Source organism: Burkholderia sp. Leaf177 (genome assembly GCF_001424345.1).
GTDB lineage: Bacteria > Pseudomonadota > Gammaproteobacteria > Burkholderiales > Burkholderiaceae > Caballeronia.
In genome coordinates this window covers 129812-151120 of the sequence record NZ_LMPF01000022.1, presented here as the reverse complement: position 1 = coordinate 151120, position 21309 = coordinate 129812, and the positions used below count along the sequence as shown (strand labels likewise).

The following is a 21309-nucleotide window of genomic DNA, read 5'->3' as shown; positions in this document are numbered from 1 at the left end:
CTAAAATCACTCCTGAAAAATTGAGGCCGATTCGTTTGCCACTCCGATCTTTGTTATCTCCAAAACTGAATACGTGGGAAGCTCATGGGAAAGAATCGAAATTTGATCGTTCCCGATGTCAATTTTTCGCGATCTGCTGTTGTCCGGGAACAATGGATTCCATGCCCAGTCGTAAGGCGCACAAGCATTGTTCTTTGCAAACCTTATTGACACATGGAACAGTTTTTCGTCTTTGAAGAAGAAAATGAAGAAGCTGCCCGGCGCGATGCAATGCGTGCCGACGCCATCTGGTAACAATGCACTCGCGAACGAAGGGAGATTGCTGACTGGGACGGCCAAATAGCGTATGTCGGCGTCAGGATATTCTTTGGCCTGCGGAAGCCCTGAATATTTGGGTAATGCGAATGGCGCGTCGAGGGACTTATTTACGTCGACATAATTCTCCCCAAAAGAAAACGCTCGATTAGACGAAGACGCGTTATTCAGAAAGATATCGGCAATTCGGTCTTTTGTTGGCTGATCGCTGTCTACGTCTGTAAATATGCTTCGTCCAGTGCTTTTATTTATAAAATAAAAATCCCCTTTTATTGAAGAAGCTGCGATCCACGGGTGCTGACGCTCTTTCGTCACTTTGACGACATCGGTGCCCGTTGCGTTAAAGACAGCATACACATCCCGACCTGGAATACCGATGTTGCGGCTTATCGCGGTTGCAAAAGGGCCATTATTTCCGGTCCCATCTTGTGCCACATTGCCAGGCTGCGTTGCGTACCAAATCATTGTTCCTTCAGGGACATTGAGGGCTGCCAATCCCCTCGACATGTTGGCAAGTCCGCTACCGGACAAAGATAAGTCACGCGTAGCGAACGGGTTATTTCGGCATGCGTCCAAAATCAGAAATTTCAGTCTAATCTTCGCTTTATCCAAGATATCAAGAACCTTGTCAGCGTTAATCATTTGCACCGCCACATCCCCGACGTTGTTCGGGTTCGCGTCAATCGGTACCAAAAAATTTGTGCCATTGACTTGAAGGCCATGACCAGCATAGTAGATAATTGCAACGTCCGCAGCTTGCGCTTCAGACGCGAACGAGTTAAGTTCTGCATTAAAATTTTGTAGATCCGCATCATGCACGACCCCCCCGGTTATAAGACGAAAGCCGATGCGTTGCAGTGTGGTTCCAATCAAATCAGCGTCGTTTGTCGGATTACTAAGTTGCGGAACAGATTGATAATTTCCATTCCCTATCACAAGCGCTACCATATTAAGTGATTGTGCGTCGGCGTTTTTGACAATCAAGAATATTCCGCATGCAATTATCATATTTACGATTTTTTTGAATAATTCTATTTTAATATATAAAATCTTTTGAGCCGGGCTATACGTGGCTCCACCAATATCCAGGTCGTGGTAAAGCAGACTCTTGTGTTTCATTTTGTACTCCCTGTCGATATAACAATCGAGAAATTAGATTGGTTGCCTCGCTTAGATTAATTACTTAGAATCGTGCAAGCCGCTATCTTTGCTGTCGGTATAGAAAACGGCTTTTCCGCCTCAAGGGATTTGCTTTCTTCAGTAAGGTGCAACGTTAATCTTTCTAACTCTACGATCGGCTCGGCATTAAGGTTGCGACTGGTTGACTTTGCCACCGGAATCGGCGACGTTTGCGGAACCAATGCTTGTACGGTTGCGTATTGTGTGATTAAACTCACCGCCGCGTTCCATGTAATTGGTGTCTCCTTGCTAAGTTGGCTCACCGTGGCATCAATCTGCGTCAGTGCGGCCCACACAACTGCACCGGAGCGGCGGTACGCAGATAGTTCTATCTCGCCGCTGGCGATCGCATGTTGAGCGAGAGCAATTGCCGACTCAGCATTGCGAACAGTCACAACCTCCCCCTCGCTAAGAGCATCGGGTGCTACTTTTTCCAATTGTTTTGATGCATCCGCGATGCCGGTGTTAATGATGCTTATTTTTCCTTCTACCCGTGTCACAGCATTTATGATTGTTTGATCGCTTGGATCAAATGCCAGAGCGCTCGCGTAGAGGCAACTGGTTTGGGTCGCTCCTACCCGATAGGCATCCATTTTGGCCTGCGCGTTGACCAAACTTGAGCCAAGTGTGAGGCCGCCGGCTCCGATACCAATGCCGGCAAGCCAGTTCCCGCGAGCGGCGCCATGAGTAAAAATCGCGGCGGCAACGCTGCCAACTGCGAGAACAATTAGAGGGACATCGTAACTTGCTGTTGCGTACCTATACCTTGCTGCTGCTGTAAGATATTTCTCTTGGCGATCTTTTACTGCGTGTAGAACGTCAGCCATTTTCGACGAATCTACATAATCAAGGGGTTCGATGCTCACACATCCCAACAATGTCGTAGGTATTAAAGAGTAGCAGGCTAAACGGACTAGATACCGCATAGTGATCCCTCGCTTTTTTCTTAGCTTCAATTCATTAAATTTTTTATCTAAACATTAAGCCAGCCTCAAGCGAGCGTCCGTTAAACAATAATTATTAGTTCGAAAGCCGTGCGGCTTTCGAATAACTAGCGAAATTGAGGGCGTCAGAAGCTTTGGAGATAAAAGATGCTCTTCCGATAACCATTTCATCAATTCACTATCGACACCATGGCGTTTTATGCACGACAATTTAGATTTTGCGTGCTACCAGCGACTTGGCGTCTGATAAAATTTTTGTACGATTGTGCGCTTTTGTACTCCGGTGAAGTTGAGTTACGCGCACTTTGGATAGTTGATTAAGTCAACAGCTCATTAATCGGTAGAACCAATACCACCACTGAAAGACAGATGTCAAACTGCGGCCAACTTTGATGGTCGAAATGAACGAATCTACAATCTTTTTTAAATTTCTTTTAAGCGTGCGCAAACGTTCTCTGATGTCTAACGGTCTCACTTGGCAAGGTATGCGGTCTGTTTGTTAGCGAACACAAATCCCCCTATGGTTTCGACGAGGTGCTCGGATTGCCGTTTCCCGCTGCCATCGCTTCATTCGCGGACCGAGCGTTAAGGGGCGTGCTTTTGCAGCAGGTTCGAACAGATGTCGCGAGACGCAAGGGTTGAGGTGGCTTTCAAAGGCAGGCTAGAGAAAAGGGACCGCTATGGACCGACGACGTGCCATGTAAAAGCGAGGTGTGAACGTCCGTTGTCTGGGGAGGAAGCGACGCGCGGATGGTCGCGCGAAAGCACCAACCAATGGCCGTAGGTGGCCGACTTCCGCCAGCCGCCGAATGACTTGCAGCGACCGACTCGCTTCGTTCAGCGTCAGGTCGGGTACGGCCAGTCGGGAGCATTCGCCAAGTCGACCCAGATTTGCTGGTGACTGGGCACTACGCTCGAGATATCGCATGTTCCCTCGCACCTATTTCTTCAGTGTTCTGGTTGGGCTGGCGAGGCGTGCTTGGTATTGCGTCCGGCTCACAGACCACGCGCAACCTGGTTCGCACCCGCGAATGCGTGCTAAATCTCCCCTCTGCCACAGAGGTAGGCGCTGTCGATCGGATTGCACGCACTACGGGCGTTTATCCTGTTCCTGAATTCAGGCGCGCGATGGGCTACGTTTACGAACCCGACAAATTCGGCCGTGCTGGAATGACGAGGGTGGCATCCGATACGGTAGCGGCCGCACGGGCACTTGAATGTCCAATTCAACTCGAGGCTGTCGTCGCGGCAGTCCACGGCATCGGCGAGGATAGCGACCAATTGCGTGGCTTCATAAGCTTGATCGAGGTGCAAATCCAACGCGTTCACGTCCATCCCGATCTGCTTGTGGACGGTCATGCCAATCGGATCGATCTGGACAGGTGGTCACCGTTAATCATGAGTTTTCAAAAGTTTTACGGCCTCAGCGGCCAAGTGCGCCCGTCCCGACTCGCGGAAATACCGGAACAGGCATACGCGCCGCTGTCCAAGGTGTGATCTGCGCGTGTAGCTTCCGTGCAGGCTTTTCTGTCAAGCATTACCTATCGCGACCTAGAGCGGTCTCGAAGATTTGAACGGCGTTTGCGACTGGCCGCTTCTGGCCGAACCCGGGCGGACGACCACCGGCTCTGATCGACCCCGTCCGTCTTATGCATTTCCCGATGCAGACGCGGATGCGGATGCGTTCGAAAACGCTGTCCAACTTCCGCTGTTGGCAAATGCCTGCGGCGTAGGTCCCTGCCGACAGAATCCGCCGCTGCTAACTTTCCCTGCGAGCATATCTCCACCACGCAAGCGGGTTCTTAGTACCGCAGGCGCTATTGGGAGCGAATTGCATCCATAGCCGTCTCGCCGTCTGCTGCCGTTCTGCAGAACACCGATGGGCCCATCGAAGCGACCAGTGGGCGCGCTCCTGGCGGCGTAGCCGTCGGGGTTTCCAAAGGGTTCTCCCTTTGGGCACCATGTGGAAAGAAAAAGTGCGGAGCATTTTTTGTTTACACATGCATCGTGCCTCCGGCCGATCCAGAGTTTGCACTAGAGGTACACATCGGATTCAAATCAGTCATAGACCAAGTACATTCCAGCGACTAGAGGTTTTGATTCCAGTACAAGAGAGATTCAGATAGAGTACAACTTAACTTTGATTTGCTACTCGACCAATGGACAAATCTGCATATCGCGATCACTTTGCAGCCTTCGCTGCCAAAACGGAGCGGTCGACTGCCTCGCGATTTCGAGATGCATTTGAAGGAATCGAACTCGCCCTAAAGGCAGGCGTGACCCGCGCTCAGGCGCGAGACGAACTGGCGAGATTGGGACTCGAGATTAAACAAAACACATTCAATGTGTTGCTGATGCGAGTTCGTAAAGAACGAGCCGAAAAGAAAGATAGGCCGTCCGCAGACGGCCTATCTTCAACGGCTATTTTAGAAAATGCGCCGTTGCGCAATCAGTCCTTGGAAAAACCGGTTTTGCAGCGGGGGGAGTTGGTGAAGCGTAGCGAGTCGATACACTTGCCGAACGATTGGCTCACTGCCGAATTGACACCGGCTCAATCGCGCTCATTATCTGCAGAACAAAAACAACAGCGCCGGAAAGCGCGTGACAGGCTTTTTCATCCGACGCCTTACGACAAACTCGATGCTAAGTAACTTGGGCGGCCAACTGACTGACTAACCTACGCGGCCCTTACCTCTTGCAATAACTCGGGATGGTGATACAGCACCTTCAGCAGTTTCACCAATGCAACAGGTGGTTTCGTTTTTCCGGTCTCATAGCGAGAAAATGCATTCGTGCCACCGCCGAAAATCTCTCCTGCTTCGCGCTGGTCAAGATTCAGCTTCTTTCGCACGCTCAAGATAAACGCAGGATCGGCAAGCTCAGAATTCACCTTTACGTTGAATTCCTTCATCAGCGCCATCGTGCGCCGTGACTCCGCAGCGTCGAGAACTGCCTCGTCGCACGCCGGACAAAAGTCACCGGTCACCTGCTCAAGGGATAACGTTTGACCCTTGTACACATACGGTAGGTCGCGAGTCTCATGCACCAGCTTTGCCGCACCACAAGACGGGCATTTCGTGCTCATAACTCCTTGAACGATACGATCAGCACATCGCCGGTGACGGTCAACTTGAGGTACACCGGCCCGGCGCTCGTCACGGGCCGATACACGTCCTGCCATACCTTGTGATCATCATATGTTGTCATGCTCTTAAAAAATCTTTGGTCGTCAGTGCGATAACCACAGCCAGCATTTCATCAAAATCAAAACCTAAAGCTGCTGCGCCTTCACGCGCCGACCGTGTGGTACGAACCTGATCCGCCTCTACGAGTTGTTTGACGATGGATAGCTTGCAATGGGGCGTATTCTTGCCCATGAAGAACATTAACCTAATAGGCTAATTTTGGCAAGTAGGTTAGTCGGCACTAAGGTATTACACTACTGAATCGCGTACGGTGCTTTCTTGTTGACTACGCTACTAACGCGATCAATACGGAATTGGTCATCCTTCATATATGCCCGTTCCTTGATCCGGTTCTCATTTGCAGTTCTTTCCGATGCTTCTAGCTTTGTCAGCCCTTCGGAAGCCAGCTGGTACCGCCAATGCGAAGCTGGGCGTTCGCTGCGGCCTTGTTCTTCCTTATCGCGGCGAGCAAACGGTGGCTTCGGGGGAAACCGCTGCCGATACAACTTCTACGATGCGGGCTTTCAATACACCGGCAATTGGTTCATCAGGCGCGCCAGATTGCACCTGTCATCATATTTTCACCGCGACCTATGCAGGTCCCGAATTTTTCGATAATGTACTGTACATCCATACAGTATTTATGAAGATTGACGGTGTGCCTTATGACTGTTTATACGATTGAGCAGGTCGAAGCAGCGATAAACTATTGGCGTGTTCACGATGCGACTGGGGAAGATGCCGCGCTCTGCGCAAGTGCGCGAGTCTTAGCCGATGTCTACGGACTAATGATCTACCACCATGCGTCATCGGTTTCCGCAGGTACGTTCACCGCAGAACAACTTCGTGCCGTCGAGGTGGGTCTTACGCAAGCAGCACAATCGTCAGGGCACTAAAGATGCGAGCAGTACTTAATCGTGCCTATCCAAGCGTCGGCAACGACAGTGATATTGACCACTGGCAATTTGATTTCTCCCTCGTCGATTCGAACGGTGTGGTTCTGTACGACACGATCGACATAGGGACTGTCCGAACGGTCTCACAAAAGCATTCGGTCGGATCATTTCAAGCCATGTGTAAGGCGATCCTAGGGACCGCCACCCACGATTTTCATCGCTTGGTAGGACAAGAATTTGCCAGCGAATGAGAGTTCAGTTGGATGAGTATCTGGAGATGCTGTCGGGTATTATCATTCACGAGCGAAGCGTCGACAGCAAGTTCAAACACACTGCTCCATAGCCACACGGCGCGTCGATCGATTTCGTTTTATTTCGAGGAAGGTCTTCCAACCAAGCACGTCGCGCCATACATCTGCCACGCATCGGCTCGGCCCACCATCAAACCAAGATAGCAGGCCACTTTCAGTGGCCCCGCCTCGCTAATCTCCTCGATCTCCATCTTCAGAAGGTTGCAGCGCAACACTGCGGCTAAATCAAACCCTCTGCTGCCCCGGGCGCTGTGGGAGACAAACCTGCTGCTGTTTGCCACTCTTGCAGAACCCGCGCCAGCAAATCGAAGGTAATGGGCTTATGAAGATACCCGTCGAATGGGGCAAAATCGGCGTCGCCTAGATCGGCCCGGCCTGTAATGGCAATCATATATGCGTCTTGGGAGGCTCCTTCGCTACGCAGGCTCTCACACGCGACTCTGCCGTCACCATCGGGCAGCTCGACATCCGCCAAGATGAAATCAAATGGACGTGAATAAGCAAGAACGCGCGCGGTTTCACAATCGTGCGCGACCGTGACAGCATGTCCAAGCTTCTCAGCAAGCGCTGCAAGACTGGCGGCGAGATCGCGGTCATCATCCAGTATGAGAATTTGCATGTGGTGTCCTTGGTTGTTGGAAGCAGATGCATCGTTACGCAAAAAGAATGCCAATGATGCAACAGACTACAACTGTTTCTTCTGCACAATCAATGGCTTAAGTTCAACAAGGCGCCCTTGACGTTCCGCCGATCAGCTGGGCGCAGCTAGAGGCAAATCTGCCCAAAACCTTTGTAGGCAAGTATTAGTGTGGAACAGGAGAAAGCAGCGCCCCAAGCCGATAACTCTCATTTGGACCTATTTTTGCCCGTAGCTATATAAGCTGTATATATGTACAGTACTTTGCATGAGCGCTTTACCAAACCATATCGAATCGATCCATCCAAGCCTTTGGCGAGGGACGCAATTGGCGCGTGCCCATGGGCGTACCGTGGACACGGGTTACGCAGCGCTATCAGCCGAGCTGCCTGGCGGCGGCTGGCCGTTGGGAACCACGACCGAGCTGCTTTTACAGCAGCCGGGGATCGGCGAAATGCGCCTGCTGGCTCCTGCCATGGCGGCAGTATCGGATAAGCGCTCGATTGCACTGATCGCCCCGCAGCAGATCCCCAATGCGCACGGCTACGCCTTTATGGGCATAGATCCGAGCAAGCTCATATGGCTGAAGCCTGCTAAGTCTTCCGATGCGCTGTGGGCCGCGGAACAGATCCTTAAGGCAGGCAGTTGCGGCGCCCTCGTGCTCTGGCAGCAACATATTCGCGCCGAGTCGCTCAGGCGCCTGCTGCTGGCCGCGCAGAGCGCCGAGATGCTGTTTGTCGTCATGCGGCCGCTGGCGCGTGCCCAGGACTCGTCGCCGGCGCCCCTTAGACTTGCTGTTCGGGGCGTCGCTGAAGGCGTCGCCGTCGAACTGATTAAGCGCAAAGGTCCCGCGGCGCCGGCGCCGATTATGGTCAAACTCTCTCCGTCGCCCAACTTGATCAGCGAGCATCGTCGCGTCCAACGGCGCACCGTCGAATTGCCCGTGCCTGCGGTCGAGCACACCGCGATCACCGAATAGTTCGTACCGAGATCGATGCGATGGCCAAAACCCTCCCTGAGTTTGCGCCACTGAGCCTGAAGGAACTGCGTTCGCTTTGGAAGAAGTACCGGAGCAACGAAGATATCGAGCGGCTCGTGTTGGAGGTTCAGTTCAGCCGGGGTGTGATCAACGAAATCGACGACTACTTCAAGATCATTCATCGCACATAACGACAGGAAAATCTCGGCGAATTGATCGCAATCGAAAAATTGCGGGTTGTGTTGGTCAAGCAGCACCTGCGCCAGACCGTCCTCGCCGAGATCAAGCCGGCGCCCAAGGGAACGAAGCCATCTGAGCCGCCCGAGCCCGAACCTGCATTGGTCGACTGACGGGGCCCATGACGCACATCGAGGCGGGTTCGATAAATGTTGGAACTACAACGACTTATGGGCTTTCGAGTGATGTTGTCCACAACGCTGTCCACAAATTGTGTGGACAACATCGTGGGCTCGGTATTGTGGCAAGGGTCAGTCAGTGATAGCGAACTGGTCGCGATCCTGGTCCGCGATCCAGCGAGGGGGCTTTCCGCGACCGCTCCAGGTCGCGCCCGATGCGGGATCACGGTATTTCGCAGCGACAGGCGCCGATTGCTTCCGCGGGCCGCGGCTACTGCGTGGCTCGAGGTCTTCGGGCTTGACTTCGTATAGGGCCATTTGCTCGCGGATCCATTCGATCGCGTCACCGCGCTCGGCGTTTCTTAGTTCTTCAATCTGCTTTTCCAGTGCTTCACGTTGCGCAAGCAGGGCGCGGTATCCAGTGTCCGTCATGTGGGTCGTGTTTTCTTCTATGATTAGTAATGTGAGTTCGACCGATCATGGCTCCGGCCGTTCCGAAAACGAAGATATGGCAAAAGTAATTAAGTGCGCCGCTCTGTGCCGATTGTACTTTGACCAGGCCGTGTTTCGGCGAAGCGCAATCGACCCTTGGACGATTCGACATTAGGTCGGGACAAAAATTAAAATGAGCACGCAATTAAGCAATCGGTGCAGGACATCCCTATACCGTGTGATATTCGGCAAGCCCAACAGTAACGACGAACGCATCGTCTTCCTGATGGCCGGCAGCCGAGAAGCCGCGTCCAAGCGGGCGACATCGGTACTTGCGGCGCTCTTTGACATCGAGCCGCTCGAAGTCTCTCTGTACAACCTCGCGTCCTTCGTCGACCTGGTCGATTCGGGCGTGAGCGACGACGAAGACCTTCGTATTTTCGAACTGGGTTGGAAGGGACCAATAGTCAGTGTATGGGCTGAACACCCCCTGTTCCTCATCGACGATTCATCGCTCCTTGGCAAGTGCGCCGAACTCTACGCGGACCTCGCCAGCGCGACGGCAGTGGAAGCAATCAGACGCGCTCGCTCTTGAACTTATCCCGCAGCCACGCTGCTGGTTGCCTCACTCGCCGAACGCGTTCGTGACTGTCCTCGGCTCAAGCTGCGAGGCGATACTCGAAATACGGCTGATGACGATCGTCGAGAATGGCGTACTGAGCCGGCAGGTTAGCCGGGTCCGGATTGAGCCAGGCGGTAATGTTCCCGGGCTTGATCGGCACGATACAGCGGTCATGACCGGCAAGCGCGATTTCCGCAGGGGGATCGTCGGTGACGGCCGCAAACGACAACAGGTCCGGCTCACCTTTGCCTGTCCACTTCGACCATAGGCACGCGATCAACATGTCCTGCGGCGGGTTTGGCTTGAATTCAAGGACGAGGTTTTCTTCTTTCTCGCCTTCAGCCAACTCACGAGCCTCAACGCGATGACGCGGTACGTTTTCATAAAATGCGCTCACCAGCATCACGCCGTGTGTGTATCCGAAAAGCCCCTTCCAGAACCCTTCAAGGTTGTCTCGCCTCGCGTTGTACGTTCCGGGATACTTGGTGTCGTAGAACGCCGGCTTGCCGGCGGGTCGACATTGATACCGCATTGGCTTCACCACAAGTTGACCATTTTCGACAACCATCACCGGCGCGTATTGGCCAGGAAATATCCGTGAATCACGGTCCTTCAGTTCGGTGCGGTTGAAGTCTTCCAGCTTGCTGCGGATCCAAGCGATCTTATCGGTCGCAATCCGCTGGCTTTCGGTCGCTGCTTTGGTGGTCTTCGTCAGCAGCGTACGCTCGGCGTCGGCCAAGCGCGTGCGCTGTTTGAACAGGTCCTCTTCAAGCTTCGCCGTTTTGCCAGCCGAAAACTCGACGATCGCTTCTTTGATGCGCACCTCTGCATCGTTTTGCGGCGTCAGGAAAGGCGCTTCCATGGCCTTCGGGATTTTCGATTTGCTGCCGCTGCGACGGTCCCAAAACAGTCGAAAGAATTCATCGATGTCGATGTCCGCGCCATAGACGTGCACGTACTTGCGATAGTCTGCAGTGATCTGAGCCGAGTAACACATGATGAATGCTCTCCATCTCCTGTTCGAGAATCATGATACCCGCGTGGCCAGCGCTGGTCGAAGAGGTGATCACCGTTCCATCGACCGGTCCTATCGCACAATCGGAAGTGCTGCCCAGTCAGACGTGTAGGCGGGACTGCGCCTGTCCTGATTCATGTGCCATGTTCTGCGCTGCTCAACGGCGCCGATCTTCAACGTCCCACGTCCGTACTTGTCGTTGATCGCATCAAGTGCAATCATCATCTTCGCTTGCCGACTGGCATCGCGACCGAAGAGCTCGCCTTGCTCAATTGAGATCGATTGCAATTCGTGAAGCAGCACCCCGGCCTTCGCATACCGGAAACCCTGCCGATAGATCTGACGCAGCCCGAACAACGCCGAGTCGACCAGCGTCAGGGTGTCCGACGTCGGTGAAACGAGCGGAACATTGATGGCACGGCTGTATTGCGGGTCGTCGCGTTTAAACGGGCTTGTTCGGATGAAGACCTGGACCTGATTGGCGTGCAACGCTTGCCGACGCAATCGCTCGGCCGCTGTCGCGACAAATTGCGTGACGGCCTGCGTCAGCTCATCGAGCGTATAAACGACATGACCGAAGCTGCGCGAGCAAAGCACTTGCTCCTGCGGCTGCCCCGCATCTTCAAAGCCGTAGCACGCGATGCCATTGAGCTCGAGCAGAGTCCGCTCGAGCACCACGGAAAACTGTTTGCAAATGAACGAGGGGCTCACGCGTTTGAATTGCAGCACCGTTTCGACACCCATCTCATGCAGACGGGCGCCAATCTTGCGGCCGACGCCCCAGACCTCGCCAACGTCCACGCTCGCAAAGATACTGTCGCGCTCTTCTGCCGTCAGTATTCCGATGTCACATACACCATGCCAGACGCGTCCCACATTCTTCTTCGCGATGTGGTTCGCCATTTTCGCGAGCGTCTTCGTGGGACCGATGCCGATGCACGTGGGAATGCCAATCCATTGCAGCACCTGCGCGCGGATCTGAAGGCCATAGGTTGTCAGGTCACAGCGAAACCCGCCCAGGTCGAGAAAGCATTCGTCGATCGAGTAGATCTCCTGGACCGGCGAATACTGGCCGATCACTGACATCATGCGGTCGCTGAGATCAGCATACAGGGCGTAATTTGAGCTGAGTGCGATGAGGCCGTTGGTGCGCTCGAGGTCGCGAATCTGGAAATACGGCTGCCCCATTCCCACTTTCAAATCTTTGGCTTCTTGTGATCTCGCGACTGCACACCCATCATTGTTGCTGAGTACGACAACAGGTTTTCCGACGAGCGATGGCTTAAAACACCGTTCGCACGAGACGTAGAAGTTGTTGCCGTCGATAAGGGCAAAGGTGGTCATCGACGTTTCTGCGGATGCAGCAGCTGACGCAAATTCCACGTGACCACACCCCATACGCTCATCTCTTGCCCTTCGACGAACGTGATCGGGGGATAGAGCGGGTTCGCGGCATGCAGACGAACGACACCCGAGCGTTTGTACAAGCGCTTGACCGTGAACTCATCATCGACACAGGCAAGGACCACTCGACCATGCACCGGCTCGATTGAACGGTCTACGATCAACCGGTCGCCATCAAAAATCCGGGCATCAATCATCGAGTCCCCTTCGACCTGAAACAGGAATGTAGCGATCGGATTCAGGACGAGCACATCATTGAGATCAATGCGCTTTTGCGTATGGTCTTGCGCCGGACTGGGAAACCCTGCCGGCACCTTTGCCAGCACTTCGATGAGAAATGAGCCTGCTGCGTCGGCGGTAATCGGGATCGGGCGGCTCATGGACAGACAACACTGTATGGATGTACAGTATTCTATATCGGGTTTTGAACCGCTGAATTGCCCCTTTTTAGTCGATTGTGGAGGCTGTTATGGATATGCTTGTTCGGCGAACGCATCCCATGCCGGAGATGGCGGCCTTTGTCGCGGAGCTACGAGCGGCCTTCGGCGATTCGGTGGACGAAGCGGTGTCTCGCGGGAAGAACGGCGAGCCGACGTTTTACGCGCGCGAAAACGGGCGCACGGTCGGTACGCCGCCAGCCGACCATCACAACGCATGGAAGGCGTCCGAGGACGTTCGCGATCGTCACTATTGCGACGGGTGTAACGGAAGTTGCATCGGAACCGCGATCAGATGCAGTCAGCGCATGACCCAGACGATGCAAGACCAACAGAAACGCTAGACGAGGAGTTGCATGTTTGTAGAGAATGAACGGCGCGCCGAATTGTTGTGCTTCCTGGTCGTGACCGCTGCAGCGTCGCATAGCTTAACCAGTGAATGGCGGGTCGACCACGTGGTCGAGAGTTGCCGGCTCTGGCTCAGATAAAACGCTGTAAAGATGCCGTGGCTTGAGCGAGTCAACCTGGGGCAGCTCGCGTTACGACGCGAGACGCGACCTGTTCAAAGCCAAGGTCGTGATCCGGCAGGCGCACGTTCAAGCGTTATTCACGGGAGATATGGCATTGAATCTATCAAGTACCATGGTGCAGCGCGTCTTGGCCATCTGCGCGGATGCGATCGCGCAGCGCTCGTAGCCGTATGCAACTGCTTACCGACGAGTGTGACCAAACATATCAACGCTGCATGCCGATGGCGCGGCGCATCGCTACCGTGATGCCCTGCCGGGTTCGCCAATAGCCTTCCCACGGATCAGCATTAAGCGAGCGTTGCCGGGCAAGTGCCGAGCTCATCGACCATTGATCGCCACCAGTGACGTCTTTTAACTCGTCCCACGCAATGGGCATCGACACCGCCAGACCGGGCCGCGCGCGAACAGAGAACGGGGCAACCGTACTTGCGCCGCGGCTGTTCCGCAGATAGTCGATGAAGATTTTGCCAACCCGGTTTCGCGGCCCCAAGACTGCTGAGAAGTGATCGGGCAAGACCTTCGCCATGTGTTGCGCAAGCGCTTGCGAGAAGCTCTTAACTTCCGCCCAGCTCTGCTTACGTGTGAGCGGAACGACAATATGAAACCCTTTGCCGCCGCTCGTCTTGGCGAATGACTTGAGTCCGATTTCGTCAAGCACGAGCTTGGTGAGCGAGGCCGCATCGAGCATCGCCGACCAGGGCAGCGACGGGTCAGGATCCAGATCGAAGATGACGCGATCCGGATGGGTTAGGTCTGGTGCGACCGCGTTCCAAGAATGCAGCTCGACCACGCTCATCTGGGCGAGTCCTACAAGCGATTCTGCATTGTTTGCAACGAGCAGCGGCGGATGACGCGGATGGAGCTCAACCGGAAGCTCTTCGACACCCGGTATGCGCACACGCTCGGAATGCTTTTGGAAGAACAGCTCGCCGTTGATGCCGTCGGGCGCCCGTACCAATGTGAGTGGCCGGTTGTGAAGATAGGGAAGCGCCCACTCCGAGATGTCGTCGTAGTATCGAGCAAGCTCGACCTTTGTTTTGCCAGAAGTGCCGTCGATAACCCGGGCGGGGTTCGTTACTTTGATATTCGCGATGAAGACAGACCCTTTCATACCCGTCCGCTCTCGAGACGACCTCAAGTCGTCAGGCGCTGCTTCCTCGCCGGGTATCACCGCGCCCTGCTCTTTCACAACTGCGTGAGCAGGTTTGTCCTCGCGCATTGCATAGAAAACCGCATGCCGGATCTCGCCGCTTGGGGTCCATTCCAGAAACGATACTTCGCATACGAGCTCGGGCTTCAACCATATGTAGTCACGGTCCTGGTCAGGCTCGGGAGCAACGGAAAATGTTGCCTTCTTCTGTTTTAACGGCTCGATACGCTTGGAGATTGCGTCGTTGCGTGATGCTTTGACTGAAGGCGCGACGTTGCCCGCGTAATGAAGTACACCACTGGCGTCATAGACACCCAGCAAAAGCGAGCGGACCCCGGATTTCGCGCCTTTGTTGCGCGAGATGCCAGCGATCACAAACTCTTGGCGAAGATTGCATTTGAGTTTGACCCAGTTGGTTGAGCGTCCAGAGCGATACGGCGCATCGCCGCGCTTGCCGATGATTCCCTCAAGATTCATTTTGCAGGCGGAGGCGACCAGCGACTGCGGATCCTCAGCGAAGTCCGCGGAGTATCGGATAAGCGGATCGTGAACCTCTTCGAGCAGGTCGTGGAGTAACTGGCGCCTTGCGCGCAAAGGCTCGCTGCGAACGTCTTCCCCATTGAGCCAAAGGATGTCGAAGAGGAAGATGACGATTTTGGCCGTGCTTCTCCGGTCAAACGCGTTTTGCAGCGCATTGAAGTCTGGCATTCCGCTGGTGTTCAGCACTACGGCCTCTCCATCGAGCCATGCGTTTTCGACAGGAAGCGATTCAACCGCCGCCCGTAGCTTCGGCATCCGATCGGTCCAGTCGTGTCCGTTCCGGGTGAAGAGTTTGACGGAACCGCCTTCGATGCGAATCAGCATCCTGTATCCGTCGTACTTAATTTCGTAGGACCAGTCACCGGATGCCGGTGGACGACTCGCCAGTGTCGCGAGCTCCGGTTCAATGATCGAAGGCATCGCGCCAGGCGGATCGTTGGCGACCGGGCGTTCGCGCTTTTGCGTCGTGCTCCATCGTCCTGGCATGGCGGCTCTCCTCGGTCCAGGGGAAGTGCACAGTCCGTGCCCGTCAGGGCGCAGGACCAGTGCCGGGCATATTGCATGCTCTCGGGTTGCGCTAATAATCAAGAAAATCGAAACTAAACAGCCAACGGGCTCGGTTGCTCGCCCGTCCCTCGTATGCCGCAGCCGCGCGCTCTGTCGCCGGCGACCAGGAGAGAAAACCATGGCAGCGCGCTCGATTGCTTCGTTGACGCTTTTTTTCGGCCTGGTTTCCATCCCGGTCAAGCTGTATTCAGCGACCGAGAGCGCCTCCGGGGTCGGCTTTAACCTTCTGACGCCTGAAGGCGGAAGGGTCAAGCAGCAATACATTTCCGAGGCCACCGGCGAGGTCGTCGCTCGTGCCGACATGAAAAAAGGCTACGAGTTTGAAAAAGGCAACTTCGTTGTCTTCGCACCCGAAGAGCTGAAGGCGCTCGAGGAAGGCGCCACTCACTGCGCGTGGTGGTGCGAAGTACGGGTGGCTTTCTTAATCGCGCTTCCAGTTTTCACTTCTTCACGACATTCATTCCGTCAGTGCTATACCGAACAGTTCGCCAGGGAAATACCTGACTGATTGCTTTCCACATCTGCTATACCGTAAGGAGATCAATAGCGCACGGTAGGCGACTTTGGCCGACCCGCGCAAGGAAAGGCCGACCATGAGAGCGCTAGCCAGATGGAGATCGGCAATTTTTTGCAGCGCGCTTTTTGCAGCAGAAGTTGCGCAGCCGACTCCGGTCGCCAGGAGTTGCGTTGCCCTCCCCGATAGCCGATGCAAAGCGACCGCTCCCGACGGAAAACTGGTCGTCAAAGGTGGTCAGTGGATCACGGCGTGCCCTCCAAATCCGTACAGCTATGGTCCAGAAACCGACCACGTGTGTAGACAAATTGCGCAATGCACCACAGCCGGTGCGTTCGGACCGTTTATTCAAGCCGTATCCGATAGCTGCACACAGAAATCCTTCGAGGGATATTACGGTCTAGACGGGATGACTTTTGGAATTCTTGACTGGACGCAGACCAACCTCGGCACGGTGCTGCAACAGTTCCAGCGACGGAATCGCGAACGATATACGCAGATCTTCGGCCCGGTGGGGATCCCGATGAAAGACGGCTGCGTGGACCCGAAATGGGCATGTGACGCGAACCGCAATGGCTATCTGAATTGCGATCCGACTTTCCGGGCCGCGTTTAAGCGGGGTCTTGCAGAGCCGGATTTCAAGAAAGCACAACTCGATTTTGCAATCAAGTCTTTTAACCAGCGCATTGGGAAAGCCAAGGCACTGGGACTAGAGTCCGAATACGGCAATGTGGCGATGGCTGTTCTGTTGAATCAGTTCCACTGCAAGGCAACAGATCTTCTGGCAGCGTGCAGTAGCAAAGGTGACGAAAAGTCGCGGGTCGATTGCATACTCGATCAATACATCGCTCACAAGTGCCGCGTGCCGCAGAAGGATGGATCAAGTGAGCGCCGGCGCGTTGAAGCGATCCGGGAGGCTTTCGAACACCGCCCTGCAGTAACCCTGGCTCCAGTTTCAGCGAGTGCAGTTGAGGCTTGCATTACCAGTTGGGCGCAGTGAGCAATGCCGCTTTCGCGTGTGACCTTCAGGAGCCTTGGACGAGGAGCTTGTATGTTGACAAGATTTGCCGTCGTAGCCCTCCTCCTAGCTTGGTCTAGCGTAAGCCAAAGTCAGCAGGTCGCCTCACCATGGTCACCTGAGCACAAATGTGCGCTACAACGATCACGGACTGCGGGGCTAAACCCGACCATGCTAGCCTCCCTCGACCAACTGGAATTACGGCAGCGAATTACACAGACGATCAATCTTTCGTCGAATCGCGGGAACGTGCACGGACCCGATGGTAAATTTCTCGGGGTCGCTTACACGGCGGCGGTCGACCTTAGCGTGCGGTGTCTGTCCGACGAAAACATTCGGGTGTTGCTTGGCCGGTTGGCGGATGCAGGCTTCGTCGCCTGGTTTCGAAACCCCGGAACAGACAGCTGGAAAGGACCGCGCCACATTCATGCAGTATGGGTCGAGTCTGACCTCAAACCCGCGTTGAACCGTCAGTTCAACAGTTGGCTCAATCGACGAAACGGACTGGTCGACAATCGACCTTATCGATTTTGGACCCAGTCAGACTTACAGATTGATCAAATCAAGCGGAGGCGCCAAACGTACCTAGCTTCGAACTCTTCTTCTCCGTAGTCGCGACGCGAGACACGTCGACCTCCGCTTGCACGCATCCATTGTCCCTTAGTCGTGCACGCAAGGACGTGACGCTTAGCCCGCGCCATTCGCCGACGAGCATGTTCACTGCACCGCCTCGAGGCATCCATTGATTTCTTTTGCGGATTCCGCGGTGATCGATTTGTTCGGCGAATGCGGATTGACATTGTTCCGTGCATTCAGCCAGTCTTCCGAACTCGCATTCAACCATTGAGAAAGAGGCTTCTTCGCGCCATACCATCCCTCCATCATCGCTCTCACTAGAATCGTCTGAGCTGTGTTCTCTTCCATCACAGAGTCGGGATTGTCATAGAGACTGGTTCCCGTTCCAAGGCGTTCATCTGCTCTCTTGTAGTTGCCTGGGAAAGTCAGCTGGATAAAACCCCGCCCGTAGTAACGTTTGCCATTCGACGCCGGTTTCGCATAATTATCAGGGGTCGGGTTTTCCTTTGGCGGCGGCACGATCATGAAGGAGGGCTCCGATCGCCCTTTCACGACAGATCTCGTCAGTTCTGCAACCCGGTGCTTCCCTGATTGGCTGCCATGTCCCGTCCGACTCTCTCCGAGCTGTGGCGAGAATGTACGCGAGCTTCCGTTTGTCGTTGTCGCCATAACTGCGCCAGACGTCGAAGAGTCCATTGATCGACTTGATCGCGTTGTTGTCAAGCCGGCTAGCGGAAATCCGAATGGCTTCTTTATCCGAAATTTTCTTGAAGTTATGTATTGTCTTGCACTTTTTAAAGAACCATTCTCGATCTGGTTCGAACGTCCCAGCGTTTGCGTTTGCGTGGGCGACATGAAGACAAGATGCGCTTGCCAACAGAAAACAAGTTAAAACGTGGTGAACCGGACTGGCAAGAGCCCTACCTAGTTTTGTCGTAAAGATCATCTTCACCTCGTGGGCCATCTCAAATGCGTGATCTCGTCGAAGGAATACCGATACATCTGCGCGTTTGGCCGCTCCGAAATGCCCCGCAGCGAACATGCCGGTCACGACGTCAATGGGGTACTCTGACAAGACAGGCTTCCAGTCGCTGCTCTCCGCCCCATCGATCGTAAGCGGCTTGCGCAGCTTCGTTTGACTGGAGAGGCTGAGTGCCGTCGTATTTCCCGATGCCGTATTTCGGGCCGAAAAATACCCACAGAACCCTCGGTTTGCTTTGGCTGCCGCTCAAGCGTTCGGAATAAGTGATATCCAATTTCTGCGAAAGCCCCGCGACCGCGCGCGCTAGCGCGATACTTCCTTCGCCAACGCTCGGACCGACGTCTCCCACGATAAATGGAACCGCGATGCGCTTGGTGTTGTCGATCGCGACGCCGAAGCTTCCCAACGGGGCGTACAACAAGATTGATTTGGGGACAACCGCTGACCGCACGACGATCGAATCAACGTAACGCTTCTGATCGCCTCGATTGGCAATTGACAAATCGAAGAGAGAGGTCGGCGAGACATAAAATCCCGACGAATTTGTCAAAGGCTTGACGTCGCTGACAACCTTCCCGGCCACGACAGTCTTTCCCTCGCCAACGATTCCGAACCAGTGGATTGCTCCAACTGACGGATCGTTCCAGCCTGCTGCCTCGATGCGCGCCAGATCGTCCATGAAGCGGCCGGTGCAGTGTGTCTTCATCGCGGGATTGTAAGACTCGCCCGAAGGCAAGTAGACTCGACCTGCGTTGCAGAGATGGATCAACGCACCGCCGTCCTTATTTTGGCGTTGGTAGGCCTTGCTCGCGCCATCGAGGTTAATGTTCATCGTCGAAAGCGCAATATAGCCGCCGTCGTCGAGCGCCCGGGACAGGCCTTTAACACCCAGATCAGTCTTTAGCGGCCCAAAGCAATCGACTGCATCGGCTTGCGTGCAAATGCCGGTTAGGACAAGCACGGACAGCATTAAGATCGTTGTGCGCATGCGTTTCTTCCTTGATCCAGCCAAGTCGATTTTTGGAAACCTCAGATTGGGAGCGTTAATGGCGCTTCGACCGTGCGCTGCAAATCTTTAAGTCTTAGCAAATGCGCGTGGCGAACTGAAAGGCTCACGCCGCTCATTGTGTCGCGTGGGGCCACCTCATCGTTACGCTTTGACCCACGCCGAGAACGCCAATCAGGCAGGCCCACCATGTGAAGCCATCCTTGCTTGCGACCACCGCAAATAGACTCGTAATGGCGACACACTCGCCTCTGGTAGGCCAACGCACCGTTATCGAATTTCGCGTGCGAAGGGAGACGTCACCGCGAGCGAAATTAAAACACCATTTGTGCCGACAACTCCGTGCGGCCCAGTCACGATAGAGCCGCGCCACGGCGAACAGAAAGCAAAACAGTGATCGCTCGCAATTTCTTCAGGGTTCCTATCCAAGTCGCGAACTAACCGAACGTGAGACGATACATACGAAGTATGAGAAATTAGGTCGCGTAACCTTTCCGAATGATTAAGGTATAGAACATTTCGAAAGCGAATTGTGAGAAATATCCGGGCTGGAACGTGCTGTTGCCGACAGACGCACGGATGACTTCGTGCGTTGATTCGCGAGATCGTTCGTTGACAGAATCGCACAGGTGACGAAGCGGTACGACTGACAAGGAGTGAAGACCAAAAATTGGTTGATCCTTGGTTAATCTACAGTGCGGCTTTGCTCCTCAAACTCCCAGCAGTCAATCATCTTACCAATGGCAAGCCGCGCCAGCAGCGCCGCTTTCGCTGGAAGAAGTCGCTTTCAGAGTCAAGCGCGATGGCGAAACCGCGGTTGCTACCAGCGTAGTTCCCCCACATTACATCGTTCTGTGGATCCATCCGTTAGCGACAACACGCCCACGTTTGCATTCGTGACCGTCATAAACTTATCGAAGATCTCCTCCCTATTGGCGTCAACGTCGAATCGCTGCATATGCTCGTCGGTTAGCTTGCGGCACATCTGCCACACCTCCTCAGAAGTCAAGTGCGGGTGCGCAATCTGGAGCTTCAGGTAAGTGTGTTGTATGTTCCTGTCTACTATGTTTCTGGCGTAACCAAAAGGGTCTCTCAGACGGATATCAGGAACGAGTTCGCGCATATCGTTGAGGTCTTCGGCAGGCGTAAAGCGAAACATAAAGTTTTCAAAAAAGCGCTCGTTGGGGACGTATTTGTAGACAAGCATCGATTTCCCTATTAAAGATCGTCGGGGTGCGGTCCTGGTGCTGTGGACACGTCGTTCAAATAGACTTCCCCGTGAACCTTCGTCGGCGTCGCCTTTGTATTACGGCCTAGGCTTGTCCGCTCCTGCCGATCGAGATAATTTGGGGATACCGCAGCTTTCAAGGCCAAACATTTTCCCGGGCAATCCTTTCGTTAAAGTGATTGCTTTTGCAACGTCGATGATAACTGGAAGAACTCGTGGCTCATTTTGGATGGATCAACTGGAATCGACTGCACACTCAACAAGTGGCAGGTCTTCTGCCTCATGGACGTGAAAGAGAGGCCTTAAAATTTCTTCACCGACGCTCGTCACTATCCGTCCTTGCAGCCCGCGTTGCCGCGCAGAGTCCAGGTCTCGTAGTACAAGCAGAATCTATTTGGGTGGATGGGACCCCTCAGACGACTTTCACTGACTCAGCGGGTAAGGTGGCGAACTGCGAACTTGCCGACCTTTTGCTGATTGTCAGGA

21 protein-coding genes and 4 pseudogenes are annotated in these 21309 nt (G+C 54.3%); 12 read left to right on the top strand and 13 right to left on the bottom strand.

Translation table 11 applies throughout. The annotated features are described in order from the left end of the window. Positions 1-6: 6 nt before the first annotated feature. Positions 7-1434, bottom strand: a complete 1428-nt coding sequence (locus tag ASG35_RS19500) for a caspase family protein (RefSeq protein ID WP_056361285.1) — start codon at positions 1432-1434, stop codon at positions 7-9. A gap of 56 nt (positions 1435-1490) precedes the next feature. Then, complete coding sequence (locus tag ASG35_RS19495) at positions 1491-2360, bottom strand: hypothetical protein (protein ID WP_156393267.1); 870 nt, start codon at positions 2358-2360, stop codon at positions 1491-1493. Positions 2361-3356: 996 nt separating this feature from the next. On the opposite strand from ASG35_RS19495, the pseudogene ASG35_RS19490 reads away from it, so the two are divergent. Further along, a pseudogene (locus ASG35_RS19490) lies at positions 3357-3935 on the top strand (flavin reductase family protein); the annotation flags it as partial. 662 nt (positions 3936-4597) lie between these two features. Then, on the top strand, positions 4598-5089 hold the full coding sequence (locus tag ASG35_RS19485) for a hypothetical protein (protein ID WP_056361276.1): 492 nt from the start codon (positions 4598-4600) through the stop codon (positions 5087-5089). A 26-nt stretch (positions 5090-5115) separates the two neighbouring features. On the opposite strand, the gene ASG35_RS19480 is transcribed toward ASG35_RS19485, so the two are convergent. Together ASG35_RS19480 and ASG35_RS19475 are read right to left on the bottom strand one after the other, a co-directional pair. Next, positions 5116-5523, bottom strand: coding sequence for a type II toxin-antitoxin system MqsA family antitoxin (locus ASG35_RS19480; RefSeq protein ID WP_056361273.1), 408 nt, complete (start codon positions 5521-5523; stop codon positions 5116-5118). Next, a pseudogene (locus ASG35_RS19475) lies at positions 5520-5815 on the bottom strand (type II toxin-antitoxin system MqsR family toxin). The gene ASG35_RS19480 and the pseudogene ASG35_RS19475 overlap by 4 nt, the downstream one beginning before the upstream one ends. 181 nt (positions 5816-5996) lie before the next feature. Here ASG35_RS19475 and ASG35_RS31505 point away from each other — a divergent pair. Genes ASG35_RS31505 through ASG35_RS19465 form a run of 3 tightly spaced genes read left to right on the top strand, consistent with a single transcriptional unit; the run spans position 5997 to position 6770 of the window. Then, on the top strand, positions 5997-6308 hold the full coding sequence (locus tag ASG35_RS31505; protein ID WP_156393266.1) for a hypothetical protein: 312 nt from the start codon (positions 5997-5999) through the stop codon (positions 6306-6308). Then, a complete protein-coding gene (locus ASG35_RS19470; RefSeq protein ID WP_056361270.1) occupies positions 6289-6519 on the top strand; it encodes a DUF3717 domain-containing protein in 231 nt (76 codons plus the stop codon). The genes ASG35_RS31505 and ASG35_RS19470 overlap by 20 nt, the downstream gene beginning before the upstream one ends. A 2-nt stretch (positions 6520-6521) precedes the next feature. Further along, a complete protein-coding gene (locus tag ASG35_RS19465) occupies positions 6522-6770 on the top strand; it encodes a hypothetical protein (RefSeq protein ID WP_056361267.1) in 249 nt (82 codons plus the stop codon). Positions 6771-7050: 280 nt separating this feature from the next. Here the strand turns inward: ASG35_RS19465 and ASG35_RS19460 are convergent, their stop codons facing one another. After that, positions 7051-7449: a response regulator gene (locus ASG35_RS19460; RefSeq protein ID WP_056361264.1), complete on the bottom strand. Its 399-nt coding sequence runs from the start codon at positions 7447-7449 to the stop codon at positions 7051-7053. A gap of 286 nt (positions 7450-7735) precedes the next feature. Between ASG35_RS19460 and imuA the strand changes: the two genes are divergently transcribed. Genes imuA through ASG35_RS31495 form a run of 3 tightly spaced genes read left to right on the top strand, consistent with a single transcriptional unit; the run spans position 7736 to position 8796 of the window. Then, positions 7736-8446 (top strand): translesion DNA synthesis-associated protein ImuA, encoded by a 711-nt coding sequence (gene imuA / locus ASG35_RS19455; protein WP_056361261.1) that lies wholly within the window; start codon positions 7736-7738, stop codon positions 8444-8446. Between the two features lie 20 nt (positions 8447-8466). Further along, positions 8467-8637, top strand: coding sequence for a hypothetical protein (locus tag ASG35_RS31500; RefSeq protein ID WP_156393265.1), 171 nt, complete (start codon positions 8467-8469; stop codon positions 8635-8637). Between the two features lie 21 nt (positions 8638-8658). Further along, on the top strand, positions 8659-8796 hold the full coding sequence (locus ASG35_RS31495; RefSeq protein ID WP_156393264.1) for a hypothetical protein: 138 nt from the start codon (positions 8659-8661) through the stop codon (positions 8794-8796). 138 nt (positions 8797-8934) lie between these two features. Here the strand turns inward: ASG35_RS31495 and ASG35_RS32785 are convergent. After that, positions 8935-9051, bottom strand: a pseudogene (locus tag ASG35_RS32785) (H-NS family nucleoid-associated regulatory protein); the annotation flags it as partial. Positions 9052-9427: 376 nt separating this feature from the next. On the opposite strand from ASG35_RS32785, the gene ASG35_RS19445 reads away from it, so the two are divergent. Next, positions 9428-9829, top strand: coding sequence for a hypothetical protein (locus ASG35_RS19445; RefSeq protein WP_156393263.1), 402 nt, complete (start codon positions 9428-9430; stop codon positions 9827-9829). A gap of 64 nt (positions 9830-9893) precedes the next feature. Here ASG35_RS19445 and ASG35_RS19440 read toward each other — a convergent pair whose 3' ends face one another. From ASG35_RS19440 to ASG35_RS19430, 3 genes are all read right to left on the bottom strand, one after another. Next, positions 9894-10853 carry an SOS response-associated peptidase family protein gene (locus ASG35_RS19440; protein ID WP_056361253.1) on the bottom strand — a complete coding sequence of 320 codons (960 nt, stop codon included), beginning with the start codon at positions 10851-10853 and terminating at the stop codon, positions 9894-9896. A gap of 90 nt (positions 10854-10943) precedes the next feature. After that, positions 10944-12215 (bottom strand): Y-family DNA polymerase, encoded by a 1272-nt coding sequence (locus tag ASG35_RS19435; RefSeq protein ID WP_056361251.1) that lies wholly within the window; start codon positions 12213-12215, stop codon positions 10944-10946. Next, positions 12212-12655: a LexA family protein gene (locus ASG35_RS19430; protein WP_056361248.1), complete on the bottom strand. Its 444-nt coding sequence runs from the start codon at positions 12653-12655 to the stop codon at positions 12212-12214. The genes ASG35_RS19435 and ASG35_RS19430 overlap by 4 nt, the downstream gene beginning before the upstream one ends. 89 nt (positions 12656-12744) lie before the next feature. On the opposite strand from ASG35_RS19430, the gene ASG35_RS19425 reads away from it, so the two are divergent. Then, positions 12745-13056 carry a hypothetical protein gene (locus tag ASG35_RS19425; RefSeq protein WP_056361244.1) on the top strand — a complete coding sequence of 104 codons (312 nt, stop codon included), beginning with the start codon at positions 12745-12747 and terminating at the stop codon, positions 13054-13056. Between the two features lie 391 nt (positions 13057-13447). Here the strand turns inward: ASG35_RS19425 and ligD are convergent, their stop codons facing one another. After that, complete coding sequence (gene ligD / locus ASG35_RS19415) at positions 13448-15418, bottom strand: DNA ligase D (protein WP_056361240.1); 1971 nt, start codon at positions 15416-15418, stop codon at positions 13448-13450. A gap of 199 nt (positions 15419-15617) precedes the next feature. On the opposite strand from ligD, the pseudogene ASG35_RS19410 reads away from it, so the two are divergent. Continuing rightward, positions 15618-15887 (top strand): annotated as a pseudogene (locus tag ASG35_RS19410) (Ku protein); the annotation flags it as partial. 205 nt (positions 15888-16092) lie between these two features. Beyond that, a complete protein-coding gene (locus ASG35_RS31490) occupies positions 16093-17013 on the top strand; it encodes a hypothetical protein (RefSeq protein ID WP_156393262.1) in 921 nt (306 codons plus the stop codon). Positions 17014-17748: 735 nt separating this feature from the next. Here the strand turns inward: ASG35_RS31490 and ASG35_RS31810 are convergent. From ASG35_RS31810 to ASG35_RS19390, 3 genes are all read right to left on the bottom strand, one after another. Beyond that, on the bottom strand, positions 17749-18132 hold the full coding sequence (locus tag ASG35_RS31810) for a glycoside hydrolase family 19 protein (RefSeq protein ID WP_162244424.1): 384 nt from the start codon (positions 18130-18132) through the stop codon (positions 17749-17751). A 530-nt stretch (positions 18133-18662) separates the two neighbouring features. Next, positions 18663-19577 (bottom strand): hypothetical protein, encoded by a 915-nt coding sequence (locus tag ASG35_RS19395; RefSeq protein WP_056361229.1) that lies wholly within the window; start codon positions 19575-19577, stop codon positions 18663-18665. An 838-nt stretch (positions 19578-20415) separates the two neighbouring features. Next, the gene (locus ASG35_RS19390; protein ID WP_056361225.1) at positions 20416-20802 is read right to left on the bottom strand and encodes a hypothetical protein; all 387 of its coding nucleotides are present in this window, start codon (positions 20800-20802) and stop codon (positions 20416-20418) included. Between the last annotated feature and the right edge of the window lie 507 nt (positions 20803-21309).

Coding starts and splice junctions, on each gene's coding strand:
- ASG35_RS19500 (WP_056361285.1), bottom strand. CDS start 1,434: ATGAAACACAAGAGTCTGCTTTACCACGACCTGGATATTGGTGGAGCC.
- ASG35_RS19485 (WP_056361276.1), top strand. CDS start 4,598: ATGGACAAATCTGCATATCGCGATCACTTTGCAGCCTTCGCTGCCAAA.
- ASG35_RS19480 (WP_056361273.1), bottom strand. CDS start 5,523: ATGAGCACGAAATGCCCGTCTTGTGGTGCGGCAAAGCTGGTGCATGAG.
- ASG35_RS31505 (WP_156393266.1), top strand. CDS start 5,997: ATGCTTCTAGCTTTGTCAGCCCTTCGGAAGCCAGCTGGTACCGCCAAT.
- ASG35_RS19470 (WP_056361270.1), top strand. CDS start 6,289: ATGACTGTTTATACGATTGAGCAGGTCGAAGCAGCGATAAACTATTGG.
- ASG35_RS19465 (WP_056361267.1), top strand. CDS start 6,522: ATGCGAGCAGTACTTAATCGTGCCTATCCAAGCGTCGGCAACGACAGT.
- ASG35_RS19460 (WP_056361264.1), bottom strand. CDS start 7,449: ATGCAAATTCTCATACTGGATGATGACCGCGATCTCGCCGCCAGTCTT.
- imuA (WP_056361261.1), top strand. CDS start 7,736: ATGAGCGCTTTACCAAACCATATCGAATCGATCCATCCAAGCCTTTGG.
- ASG35_RS31500 (WP_156393265.1), top strand. CDS start 8,467: ATGGCCAAAACCCTCCCTGAGTTTGCGCCACTGAGCCTGAAGGAACTG.
- ASG35_RS19445 (WP_156393263.1), top strand. CDS start 9,428: ATGAGCACGCAATTAAGCAATCGGTGCAGGACATCCCTATACCGTGTG.
- ASG35_RS19440 (WP_056361253.1), bottom strand. CDS start 10,853: ATGTGTTACTCGGCTCAGATCACTGCAGACTATCGCAAGTACGTGCAC.
- ASG35_RS19435 (WP_056361251.1), bottom strand. CDS start 12,215: ATGACCACCTTTGCCCTTATCGACGGCAACAACTTCTACGTCTCGTGC.
- ASG35_RS19430 (WP_056361248.1), bottom strand. CDS start 12,655: ATGAGCCGCCCGATCCCGATTACCGCCGACGCAGCAGGCTCATTTCTC.
- ASG35_RS19425 (WP_056361244.1), top strand. CDS start 12,745: ATGGATATGCTTGTTCGGCGAACGCATCCCATGCCGGAGATGGCGGCC.
- ligD (WP_056361240.1), bottom strand. CDS start 15,418: ATGCCAGGACGATGGAGCACGACGCAAAAGCGCGAACGCCCGGTCGCC.
- ASG35_RS31490 (WP_156393262.1), top strand. CDS start 16,093: ATGAGAGCGCTAGCCAGATGGAGATCGGCAATTTTTTGCAGCGCGCTT.
- ASG35_RS31810 (WP_162244424.1), bottom strand. CDS start 18,132: ATGATCGTGCCGCCGCCAAAGGAAAACCCGACCCCTGATAATTATGCG.
- ASG35_RS19395 (WP_056361229.1), bottom strand. CDS start 19,577: ATGCGCACAACGATCTTAATGCTGTCCGTGCTTGTCCTAACCGGCATT.
- ASG35_RS19390 (WP_056361225.1), bottom strand. CDS start 20,802: ATGCTTGTCTACAAATACGTCCCCAACGAGCGCTTTTTTGAAAACTTT.